At 33.4% G+C, this 12186-nt stretch carries 10 protein-coding genes and 1 other RNA gene; 5 read left to right on the top strand and 6 right to left on the bottom strand.

Translation table 11 applies throughout. The features are described 5' to 3' along the window. Window positions 1-7: 7 nt before the first annotated feature. From HMPREF2086_RS04890 to HMPREF2086_RS04870, 5 genes are read right to left on the bottom strand one after another with little or no spacing between them, the layout of a single operon-like run. Window positions 8-1222 (bottom strand): hypothetical protein, encoded by a 1215-nt coding sequence (locus HMPREF2086_RS04890; protein ID WP_023927655.1) that lies wholly within the window; start codon window positions 1220-1222, stop codon window positions 8-10. Window positions 1223-1244: 22 nt separating this feature from the next. Then, the gene (locus HMPREF2086_RS04885) at window positions 1245-2261 is read right to left on the bottom strand and encodes a GTP 3',8-cyclase MoaA family protein (RefSeq protein ID WP_023927654.1); all 1017 of its coding nucleotides are present in this window, start codon (window positions 2259-2261) and stop codon (window positions 1245-1247) included. A gap of 2 nt (window positions 2262-2263) precedes the next feature. Further along, window positions 2264-3001 (bottom strand): histidine phosphatase family protein, encoded by a 738-nt coding sequence (locus tag HMPREF2086_RS04880; protein WP_023927653.1) that lies wholly within the window; start codon window positions 2999-3001, stop codon window positions 2264-2266. 1 nt (window position 3002) lies between these two features. Further along, entirely contained in the window at window positions 3003-4634 is a 1632-nt protein-coding gene (locus HMPREF2086_RS04875; RefSeq protein ID WP_023927652.1) for a methyltransferase, read from the bottom strand. After that, a complete protein-coding gene (locus HMPREF2086_RS04870; protein WP_023927651.1) occupies window positions 4616-6799 on the bottom strand; it encodes a glycosyltransferase in 2184 nt (727 codons plus the stop codon). Before HMPREF2086_RS04870 ends, HMPREF2086_RS04875 begins: the two co-directional genes overlap by 19 nt. Window positions 6800-6979: 180 nt before the next feature. Here HMPREF2086_RS04870 and rnpB point away from each other — a divergent pair. The 5 genes from rnpB to HMPREF2086_RS04850 all read left to right on the top strand — a co-directional run bounded on the left by rnpB (window position 6980) and on the right by HMPREF2086_RS04850 (window position 9458). Beyond that, window positions 6980-7371, top strand: an RNA gene (gene rnpB, locus HMPREF2086_RS10925) — RNase P RNA component class A. 196 nt (window positions 7372-7567) lie between these two features. Continuing rightward, window positions 7568-7759 (top strand): hypothetical protein, encoded by a 192-nt coding sequence (locus HMPREF2086_RS04865; RefSeq protein ID WP_023927650.1) that lies wholly within the window; start codon window positions 7568-7570, stop codon window positions 7757-7759. A 221-nt stretch (window positions 7760-7980) separates the two neighbouring features. Further along, window positions 7981-8202, top strand: a complete 222-nt coding sequence (locus HMPREF2086_RS11500) for a hypothetical protein (protein ID WP_148374472.1) — start codon at window positions 7981-7983, stop codon at window positions 8200-8202. Window positions 8203-8233: 31 nt separating this feature from the next. Beyond that, complete coding sequence (locus tag HMPREF2086_RS04855) at window positions 8234-8656, top strand: hypothetical protein (RefSeq protein ID WP_023927648.1); 423 nt, start codon at window positions 8234-8236, stop codon at window positions 8654-8656. 25 nt (window positions 8657-8681) lie between these two features. Beyond that, window positions 8682-9458 (top strand): hypothetical protein, encoded by a 777-nt coding sequence (locus tag HMPREF2086_RS04850; RefSeq protein ID WP_023927647.1) that lies wholly within the window; start codon window positions 8682-8684, stop codon window positions 9456-9458. A gap of 225 nt (window positions 9459-9683) precedes the next feature. Here HMPREF2086_RS04850 and purL read toward each other — a convergent pair whose 3' ends face one another. Next, entirely contained in the window at window positions 9684-12086 is a 2403-nt protein-coding gene (gene purL, locus HMPREF2086_RS04845; RefSeq protein ID WP_023927646.1) for a phosphoribosylformylglycinamidine synthase subunit PurL, read from the bottom strand. Window positions 12087-12186: the final 100 nt, after the last annotated feature.

Here is a 12186-nt window from a genome sequence, read left to right as displayed (position 1 = left end):
AGTAACATTATTTATAATCTCTTAAGCCAATATTTTTCAAAAAGTTAAATAATTTATCAATGTGTTTTTGTTTATCGGTAATCATATCCCAAAGAATTGTTTTGATATTATATTTCTTAACCAATGTATTTATATTTTTTGGACAATATAAAAATTCGGTTATATTTTCTTTTAGACACAGCACTCTCACGACTTGATTTACGATAAGATTATTCATAAAATAAAATCTAAAATCATCATTTGCCAAATATGCTTTTTGTAGCAACTCTACATAATAGTTTATCTTTTTTTCACAAATATCTCGGTTAATCACATTTGGCTTATAATTTATGATTAGATGCTTTATTTCTTTGTCTAATTTTTCGTTTCCTAATAAAATACTTTTAGAAATATTTGTTATGCTTGAACCGTGGTAGAATTGTATATACTCGCAAAAATTATGGACAACAGCGATTTCAATGACAATATGGCTATGAATATTTATAATGATTTTTTCATCTAACGCGTATATTTTAAAATATTTCATTTTTTCAAAAAAGTTTTTTAACAATTCGTATACTTGTGAAATTTTTTTCTTTGTTATGAGGATTAAATCCAAATCGGAAAAAATATTTATATCGCATCTGCCAAGTCCTCCAAAAGAAACAAGTTTTTTATAATTATTTGATTTTAGTATGTGGATAACCTCGCTTAAATAATGATAATGCTCTAATGGTAGTCTTTTGATAAAATCACTTAAATTATCCATAGTATTTATTTTGTAAAATATTAGATATACCTTTTTCCATTTTTCTTGCAATTTTCCACGAGTAAAATAAGCATTCAAATTGTGAATCGTTTTTTCTATATTATTTATAGATTCTGGGTATGGAATGCTCTCTAACATTTTCTTTTTGGTTTTTAGTCTTTTTAGGCAAATATTTAGGGGAGATTCTATGTATATGATAATGCAGCTATTTTTATCCAAACTTTCTATAATATTTGTGGCTATATCTCCAAATCCAACCATTTCGATAATGGCGTTTTGAGTTTTGTTTATGGATAGATAAAATTTATTTTGGGCTATGTTTTCGCTTTTTTTGCTGCCATTTCCATATTTTTTGCGAAAATCATCAATCGATAAAATAGGATATTCTAATCCTTTACTTTTAAGATATAGTTGGATTTTCTTAGCAAATGTGCTTTTCCCTGCATTGATATTTCCTAATATAAAAAACCTCATAAATTTTATCCTATATAAACAATTATTTGCTTATTTGGATTCCCGCTGGAATCATTTTTTTAGGTTTATCCATATCGTGGCAATAATCACAACATTCAAAAAAGTCTTTGGAGTAAAAATCTACAAAATCTTGCTTTAGTGTCTTGGAATCTAAAGCGATAAAATCCCCACTAAATTTTTCTAAACCAAATATTTTACTCATAGAGCTTGCTCTCGGGCATATAAATATACCGCCGTTTTTATCGCTGTTTGAGCCAATATAAGATACGCAATACATTCCGCACATAAGAAAGTTTTTTATTATATCCTCCCTTTTCCTATGTCTTTTAAAAACTTTGCCAGCTTCAAACCAACTATCATCTCCCCCACTATTTAGAACAAAACACTTTATTTTATTTTTAGCAAGCTCATCTGTTATGGCATTTAGCTTTTGTTTTGTGGTTTTATTAGTATGTTTTGTATAGTCATCTATAAAAATCCTTACTTTATGGCAGTTTTTAAGCTCTGAAATCAAGTTATGATTAAATGGTATAGTCGCATTAGAAATAATATCAAAACTTTTAATTTTATTTTGATTTTTTATAAAATTAAGCAATTTTGGTAAATCTTTAAACAAAAGAGGTTCGCCTCCAAGAATTCTTATAGAAGCTATACTATCTACGCTATTTAGTATTATATTGAAATCTCTTATTATATTTTCTAATACTCCGTTATAGTGAGATTCATTTGGTATTTGTGGCATTAAATCGTGGCAATCCTTGCATCGCAAAGTGCATTTTGTCGTTACGACAATCTGCAAATATGGCAAATCAATTTTTCCAAATAAAAATCTTGCCATAATATATAGCTTATAAACAAACAATAATTTTAGTTTAATAAAAATAAATCTAGTCATATTGTGTGAAATTTTGTAGTATAATTTTTTATCTCTATCAAAACCAAATACACACCCCCATTTTAGCATAGTGCAATGCTGGTTTATATATCTCTGCATAAAAATAGGATTTTTAAGTGTTTTATAGCGATTATATACACCCATAATCAAATATCCTTTTGATTTAGTAATTCTAAAATAGAAGATTCTAATTTTATCTCATATCTATCACCGCGCCAAACAACATAAAGCTTATATTCCTCAAGCCATAAAATACAACCCTCAAGCATATATATCCATTCATTAAATTCGGCGATATTTTTACCGAGCAAATATGCAAGCAAAAGCATAATGAGTGAATCGTGCGTTGCAAATATATCAAGCCTATACAAGCTCTTTTTATCTGTTTGTTTCTTTGCGGTATTGTCATAGAAGTCCATTACTTGCAGCATTTTTGCCACACTTAAATTGACAGGATATACTCCATCAAAATACTCCCCATCAAGCATTTTTTGTAATAAAATCTTCATTTTTTTATCATAGTCCCTAAAAACTTTATCCCATTTTTCTTTATTTTCTATCCACATAGTATGCAAAATTTTCTCTTCTTGTATAGGGATTTCCTTGCGGTAACCTTGCAAAATCATTTCTACCGTTTCTTTACAGCGAGGCGATATACTTGTTTTTACCTTTTGTATATCTACTTTAAAATTTTTATCTAAATGCCCGCCTAAATATTTTCCAAACAGCTTGGCAAATTCTTTTCCCTCTCGTGTCAATCCCAAGCTAAAATCAGCATTTCCGTCATTGTCTTGAGGACGGATAGAATGTCTTAATAGCAATTTAGCATTTGTCCCGTTTGGAACGAGCTGTAAATTTTTTATCATACTTTCATATATTAGCATTTTACTTTTTCCTCACTTTTATGATATTTATAAGTTTCCCCTCTATGATATTTTCAATCCTTAAACCGCTTTTTTTAAAAAGATTTTTAAATTCTTTTAAGCTACGCTCTTTACCTCCCAAAAAATTTAGTAAATGAAAGCAAATATCCAAATTGCTTAAAGTCTTTATATCTACAAAACTTTCAAAAACAAGCAATACGCTATTTTTACTCATATTTTTGGAAATGTTTTTTAAAATTTTTATCGCATTTTCATCGTCCCAGTCGTGCAAAATCCTGCTAATAATAAATACATCTGCTTTAATATTAAAAGGTTTGAAAAAATCAATTTTCTTAAATGTTTTATTTTTGATAATTCTAAAATCTTTTTTGTCCGCATAAACAGGCTTAATATTAGGGAAATTTTTATAAATACTATCAAGCAAAACCCCGCTACCACACCCAATATCACATACTATTTCTCTATCAAATGCAAGATTAGAAATATGATAATCTTTTGTATAAAATTGAGAAATAAAACTAAATTTTTTTGCTTCATCGCTATTTTTTTCTTGCGATATATAATCAAAATAAGGCATACCAAATTGTTCGCTAAAGAACTCTTTATTATATTTAAGACTTTTTTCTAAATTTTCGCTTATGATAAATGGCAATCCCTGCCAATAGCAAATAAGCGGTTTGAGGCTTAAAGCAATATTCCCTTTTGTCGTAAGTTCAAATTTGTTTGTGATATAGTTATTGGCTATAAGCCATTGCAAGATAAGTTTTTTAGGATAGCTTTCTAATTTTATTTTTGATTTATTTTTTAAGCTATCCAATACGCCAAGTTCTAAAATGCTATGAAGAATACGCATTTTGAAAAAAGAAAACGCTTCATTTGATATGTAATTCTTGATAAAATCCTCATTATTAGCCAAAATCTTATGTTGATATTTTTGAGATTCTTTAATAACGATTTTATTTCCGTCAAAATCCAACCCAAACGCTTTTGAATTGTAAAAAGGCTCTAACCTTGCATATCTTTGCTTATAAAGTTCGTTTCCTTGCTTATCAATATGAAAGTATCCTTTTGCATCTTTTGCGACAGCTACGCCTTTATGAAATGGTTCTAAAATTTCATATTCTTTATTATAAAGTCTCTTGCCATTTTTCAAAATATGAACGCATTTGCCATTTTCTAACAACGCAACGGCGATGCCATACTTATAATCGCCTACATAACAAAATTTTTCTTTATATAGCGGTTTGCCAGATTTATCAATATGGAAATATTTACCTTTGCTATCTTTCGCTACACAAGATCTTTCAACAAAGTTTCCACACCAAAGAAATCTGCTTTTATAGGCATCTTTACCATTTTCTAAAATATGATAAAACCCGCTTTCATCACTCACACAAGCCAATCCCTCATAAAATCCAAAAGCCTGTTTAAATTCTCTTCCAAATAGCTTTGTATTATTTTTATCTATAAAAAATGCTTTTAGTAGTTTATCTTTTTTATTAGCCAATTCATATACGGGAGCTATTCCGTTATGAAAACTTAGGACTTTAGCATATCTCTTTGTATAAAGCGGTTTATTACCTATTGTATGGTGCGTTTCATCAAGTGAAATCTCTATTTTCTCATTAGACATTTTTGACAAACCTCCTTATGGGTATAGTTTTGCAAAAGCTCTATATATTGCGCCGAATTTAATACTTGGGATAAATTTACTTGATTTATATTGCCAAAATCTCCTAATTTTTTTCTCTCTTTATCTGGGGCGCAACACACCGCAATATCTCCTTTGTAATTTATCCAAAGCTCTTTGCCCAAAAATGGACACTCCCCTTTTGTGATTCCGCTAGATTCTAATAAATAAAAATTTTCTAATTTTATTTTTTTCCTATAACTCTCCAATGACATTATGAGTTTATTCCACAAATCTATATATTTTTTATCTTTATAGATAGCTTCATTTTCTAATTCTTTGTGAGTTATCCATAATTGATGCCCTTTTATACGATTTATTTTATGTTTTATGGCATATTTGATAAGCGGTTTTATAGATTCCATATTGCTTTTCATAAATGTCATTTGTAGCGTTATGCTTACTTTGGGATAAAATGTGTCTCTCAAATAGCATAGCTTTTGGATTTTATCTAAAATCTTTTTTGTATTTGTATTGCGCATAATTTCTTCATTTACCGCAGAATCCAAACTATTAAAAGAAATTTTTATATCGCTTAATGCGGGCAAAAGTCTATTTTGTATATATGTTTGGTTATATTTTTTGTTAAAAAGCTGGCTGCCATTGGTGGTTAGATTAAGTTTTATATCGTTATGCAAACAAAAATCCACTATCCTATCAAAGTATTTATATAGGGTTGGCTCTCCCATTGTTGTGGGGATAATTTCGCTTACGCCCATAGATTTGGATTGATTTAGCGTTTTGTTTAATATATCTAGTGGCATATCAGGACGGCATTTTCTAAAGTGCGCGTTATAAATACTATGAGTATCGCACATTTTACATTGATAATTGCAAGTATCTGGATTTGTGTCAATAGTTATTCTTTTTAGAGAGGTTGGCAAATTTGATATATTTTCTCCTTTGATAAGGCTATGATATATGCTAACTATTTTATTCACATCTTTTTGTTTAGAATCTACTTTATCTCTATTGTCTTTGATTTTATTAAGTATTCTGCAATCTTGCTTGATTTTTTTGATGACTTTAACTAAATCATTAGAATCTCCAACCTCAAACAAAAATCCATCATTATTACCTACAAGCTCTTTCATACCACCGATATTTGAGGTTATAACTATAACGCCCGATAGAAACGCCTCTTGGATTACAAGCGGAGAGTTTTCTAACCAAACCGATGGGACAATCAAAATATCAATAAAATCCAAAATCTTATCAACTTCAGAATTATCATAACTGCCCATAAATTTTACATTTTTTTGTAGCTCTAAAAACCTCATTTGCGACTTAGCGACACTTCCATAAATATATAAATCATCATTTGGCAAATCCCTAAAAGCATTTAATAGCACGCTAATACCTTTGGTAGGGATAATCCGCCCCATAAATCCAAATCTAATTTTTGAATTTTTTCTAAAGATTCTTTTTTTATATTTTATGGCTTGCTTATCAAATCCATATTTTTGATAGATGATTTTAGATTCTGGTATGCCCTGCTGAATGAAAAAATCACGCACGGTATGAGAGGGCGAGATAAAAATATCTATTTGCTCTCGCACTTTATCCATTGCTTTGAATATTTGCTCTACTTCTTTTATCTCTGGCTTGTATGGAGAGCATTTTTGACAATTTTGCACACTTGGTTTTAGGCATATTTCATTGTCTTGATTGATAAGTTGCCCTTTTACGCAAAACAGCCAAAAATCGTGTAGCGTGAAAACCACTTTCTTACCCAAAGATTTTGCAATAGAAATAAGATTTATGGATAAATGGCTAAGATGCCCAAAATGCACAATATCTGGTTTTACTTCATTTATGTATTCTAAAAATGCTTGTTCTATATTTGTATCAAGAAATTTATCTCTATATAGATAATCTTTTGGTTTATTGATGCGTCTAATATGTATTGGATTGCATTTTTTATATTTGATTACCTCATCATAGAGGGCGTAAGGCTTTAAAAATTCATTTTCTATGCGAGTAAAAACAAAAACATTATGCCCTCTTAAAGATAGCTCTTTTACAAGCGTAGCCGAATAAACTTCGCTCCCTGCCATAAAATCTGGCGGAAAACCGTGTATGACTTTTAATATTTTTAAGTTCGCCATAAAAATACCTCTACATATATTGATTCGGTTCGTATAATACAAAAAAAAAAAAAAACGGCGTATCTACCTTTGCAAACTTTTTAATCACTTATCGTGTAAGGGCTAAAAACTTTATTTTTCATATTAAAATACCTTAAGCATATTTTTAGATTATGCTATAATCGCTTTTCTCCATTTTCCATTGGTTTGGTGGTGGCTGCTCTTTAAGATTTAAGAGAGGAAAGTCCGAGCTACATAAGACAAGGATTCCATTTAACGAATGGCTAGGGCGACCTAAGGGAAAGTGCAACAGAAAATAACCGCTCATTTGTGCTTATTTTTTGCAAAAATGTTTTTGCAAGCATTAAAAAGCACCGCTAAAAGAAGGATAAGCACAAATGAGTAAGGGTGAAAAGGTGGGGTAAGAGCCTACCGACTGCTAGGCAACTAGCAGTGCCGTGCAAACCCAATCCGTAGCAAAAAGGGCGTGGTAAATGTCTTAGATTTTGCCCTTTGCTTGAGGTGTGTTGTGAAATGCACCCTAGATAAATAGCCACCCTCGACAGAACTCGGCTTATACCAAGCCAATGGATTTTTGGATTTTAAAAATATTTCCTAAAAACTTTGATATTTTTTTATAGATTTTTTAGCTTTAAAATCTGCGTTACTTCTCTAATATTCCCAAAATCTAGCTATTTTTTACTAAACTTACAAAATGATTTGCATTTCTAAAATATTTACTTTTTAGAAATATTATTGCTGTCAAAATCTAAATCAAAAGGACAAATTATGTTGCGAGTAGATGACACCTCTAGCCCTGATATTAAATGGGGAAATGATACTATTATGGGTTTGGAAAATGAACCAGCTGTAAAAGCCCTTGAAGCATCGCCAAAAGAATATGTCATAGCAGATTTGAGTAAGGGATTTTATGGTGGAAGTGGAATAGTCATAGATTGGGATTTTGTCGATACGGAATAGCTTAGGCGACTCTTAATAATAGAGGCTATTAGGTCTGAAAAAGAACTTTATATCTACTATCATACAGGTGGACAATAGTGAAAAAAATCAAAAAAATTTACATTGCTATATTTTGTGTCTTTGTCTGTTTGCTAGTTTTAGTTTATTACTATTACTTTATTTATCTTTCAAAGTCGCCATTTTACGCGCTCTTGCAAGATGTGGAGGATAAAAAGCTAGATATGGAAGTGTGCTACTTTGAGTATGCTTTGCACAATTTTAGAAAAATCCCTGATATTTACACCTTTTGCAATGATGACAAACAATCAAACAAAGCAAAATATAACCTAAAGCAACACCACCACAAAATCCACTATGACACTTACAAATCCACCCTCCAAAATGCCATAAAAAACAGCACGCAAAAACTCCCCACAAAAAAAAGCAAAGCCACTAGAAAGTAATATAGAAACTTTAGAGGGATTTTATAGCGGTGTGGCGATATTTTTTACTAAAGATTCTAAGCCAATATATGAAATAAAGCTAGGTATCTGCCCTAAAATCAATGGAAAAAATTACGAATACAACGAGGATTTTTACGCCACGCTAGAATCCATAGTAGCCACGCAAGACCCAGCTAGAGCGAAGCGGATACTGACTTACAAAAAATCAAACTCATCTTATTATGATATATATCATATTGAGAGTATGTCTTGTGTGGATTCTTATGAATCCGAAAGTGTGAAATATTGCTCTCCTCAAAGCCAAAGACAAATGATTGAAAAAGCATATTACGAATGCTTGGATTTTTGGTGGGAAAGCAAAAGCGAATGTGAAATAAAAAGAAAAAAGGATATGGATTTTATCAATAAATACTACGAAAATATACAAGGAGAATGTATTTTCTCGCTTGATTAGTGCATAAAAATCAAAGGAAAAAATAATGCAAAATAAACAAAAACGATTAACTTTTTGTGTGCTTGTTTGCTTCACCATTGCTTTAATAGCTGTGATTTTATCTTATCACTTTATCTATCTTTCAAAGTCGCCATTTTACGCGCTCTTGCAAGATGTGGAGGATAAAAAGCTAGATATGGAAGTGTGCTACTTTATGAACTCGCAAAAAAACGCTGAAATGTTAAACAATATTTATTCTTTTTGCACGGATAAAAAAGAAAAAAATCTATACTATCACAAAATCCGCTATGGACAATACAACGAAGCACTAAAAAACGCAAAAATACCCAAAAAAATTCCAACACAAAAAACAATGCTTTTAGAAAATAACAAAGATATGATTGGGTTAGATAATGGCGTGGCGATATTTTTTATCAAAGATTCTAAGCCAATATATGAAATAAAGCTAGGTATCTGCCCTAAAATCAATGGAAAAAATTACGAATACAACGAGGATTTTTACGCCACGCTAGAATCCATAGTAGCCACGCAAGACCCAGCTAGAGCGAAGCGGATATTGACCTACAAAAAATCTCGCATACATAATGACAAAACCTCTTGCTTGGATTTTTATATAGCTCAAAAAGAAAAATATTTTTTGCGCGATAAGCGAGTGCAAGCAATAGAAAAAGTGTATTATGATTGCTTAGATTTCATCAGCACAGACAAAAAGGAGTGCGAAGCAAGGAGAGAAAGAGATATGTGGGTTTTAGAAAATGAGTTTGATGAGGATAAAGAGAGAAAATATTTTTTGGGAGAGTGAGGTTTTGAAGCGATAGAATTAGAGGCTAACTAAATCGTGTGCTAAAAACAAAAACCCAAGAATTTTGCAAAAAATACCTTAAAGCTGTTTTCAACAAAAACTATCTCTATAAAACATTTTTTGGCAAAAACCTTTTACAAACCCCCTCTACGCAATATATACAAAATTCATTAGCTTAAATTATTTTTTAGATTATTTTTTGCGTAAGATTTTTGCGCAACTACTTCAGTGTATGTATTTTTCAAAACTTTCAAAATAGATTTTGCTTGCTTTGCCTAAATCTATATCTATGTCGGCTATGCAAATGCGCAAGTTTGATTTGCTTGCCTCCTCACAAACTACCCCGCCACAAACTTTCCCCACCTCATAAAGCGGTATATTTAGCAAATCCGCGCTTTTTTGCAATGCCGCGACTTGACTAGGAGCGCACTCCACTAGAGCGCAACTTTGAGTTTGGGCAAAAAGCCATTTGCTGGATTCTGCCTCAAAATCATTACTGAAATCCTTGCTAAAACCCCAACCAAAATCCTTACTAGGATTTTTAGATTCCATAGATTTTAGCACTTTGCCAAACCCCCTTGCATCTACGCCCTTGCCTCCAAGTATTGCCATTTTTGCAAGTGCGATAGCTAGCCCACCTTTGCCGATTGCCTTTGCGCTTAGGATTTGCCCGCTTGCTATGCCTTTGTGGAGAAACTCCCACAATGCCCTCTCTCTATCCAAATCTATACGCACCTCCCCGCACAAGTCCCCACCTATTATTTTTTGTGCTACACTCCCGCTAAATCCGCTTATATCACAGATATTGCCAAGTAGCAAAATCACATTTCCATTTTCTTTTAACGCAGAATCGATTATGTAGTCTGCACCACTGCGTTCATTTGTGCCCGTAGCACTTATACCCACGCTAACGATAGTGGGCGTAGGATATATGTCTATTTCATCGGTTTGGTTATAAAGCGATACATTGCCACTTACCACAGGCGTTTTTAGCTCCTTGCACGCCTGCTTTATCCCCTCACACACTTCGCTAAACTGCCACATTACTTCAGGATTTTGAGGGTTACCAAAGTTTAGGCAATCACTTATCGCAAGTGGTTTTGCACCCCTTGTGGCTAGCTTTCGTCCTGCTGTGGCTACGGCGATTTTGCCACCCTCGCGTGGGTTTAGATAGCATATTTGTGGCGCACAATAAATACTCATTGCTAGTGCGTTGCCATTTTCTTTTACGCGCACCACACTGCCATCTAGCTTGCCACTTGGCACTATCGTATTTGTCTGCACGGTGCTATCATATTGGCTATATATCCATTTTTTATCACAAATATCTATATGCCCCAAAAGCTCCCTAAAAAGCTCGTTGTTTGATTTGCCATTTAGGTTTTTTATGAAGTTAGAATCTAGCTTGTTGATTTTGTCTAGATAATTTGGCTTTTGCACTTCCCTCTTTAGCACGGGGGAGGCTTCACTTAGAGGTGCAATAGGGATTTTCCCCACGCACTCTCCCTCCCAAAGTAGCTCCATAATCCCACTATCTGTTACCTCACCGATAATCGCGCAATCAAGCTCCCATTTCTCAAATATTTCTTTTATCTCGCTCTCTTTGCCTTTTTTGGCACAGATTAGCATCCTTTCTTGACTCTCACTTAGCATTAGCTCATAAGCATTCATTTGAGATTCTCGCATAGGCACTTTCTCCAGCTCTAGTCGCATACCGCTACCACTTCGCCCTGCCATTTCAAAGCTAGAGCTTGTAAGTCCTGCTGCGCCCATATCTTGGATTCCTACGATTAAATCGCGTTTGAATAACTCCAAACACGCCTCAAGCAATAGCTTTTCTGTAAATGGGTCGCCCACCTGCACAGTAGGACGCAAAGAGGTAGAATCCTCGCTAAAGCTATCGCTACTCATCACTGCCCCACCTAGCCCATCACGCCCTGTCTTGCTTCCTACATAGATTACGGGATTGCCCACGCCCTCTGCTTTTGCATAAAAAATCTCTTCTTTTTTTGCTAGCCCTAGACAAAAAGCATTTACCAAAATATTGCCATTGTAGCAAGGCTCAAATGTGCTCTCCCCCCCGATAGTTGGCACTCCCATACAATTCCCATATCCGCCGATTCCCTCTACAACGCCAGAGAGCAAATATTTGTGCTTTTTGCCTATGGTGTCCTCTCTACACACTTCGCCAAAGCGGATAGAATCTAGGCTTGCCACAGGTCGCGCTCCCATCGTAAATATATCACGCATTATCCCACCTACTCCTGTGGCAGCTCCTGCAGTTGGCTCGATGAAACTTGGGTGATTGTGTGATTCTACCTTAAATACCGCTGCCATACCTCCACCTATGTCGATTACACCTGCGTTTTCGCCCGGTCCTTGTATCACATACTCCGCGCTTGTGGGGAATCCGTTTAGATAGATTTTGCTAGATTTATAGCTACAATGCTCGCTCCACATAGCACTAAAAATCCCTAGCTCTACAAGGTTTGGCTCACGCCCCAAAATCCTTAAAATCTCACTATAATCATCTTTGCTAAGTTTATGACTACTAAGGGCGCAATCCATATCAGCTATGCAAAATTTTTTGTGTAAATCGCTTCTTTTGGTGAGTGTGTCGTGCGGCATTGCAAATCCTTTGGTGCTAAAATCTAAAGTAAAATCAACTCAAATAAAAAATACCTAGTATGTGGCAAAAATTTCAAATGTGAAGTATAGCAAAATCAAG

This window comes from Helicobacter macacae MIT 99-5501 (assembly GCF_000507845.1).
Taxonomy (GTDB): Bacteria; Campylobacterota; Campylobacteria; order Campylobacterales; family Helicobacteraceae; genus Helicobacter_B; species Helicobacter_B macacae.
Note: the sequence above shows the minus strand (reverse complement) of the source record. Positions and strands in the feature narration are given on the sequence as shown.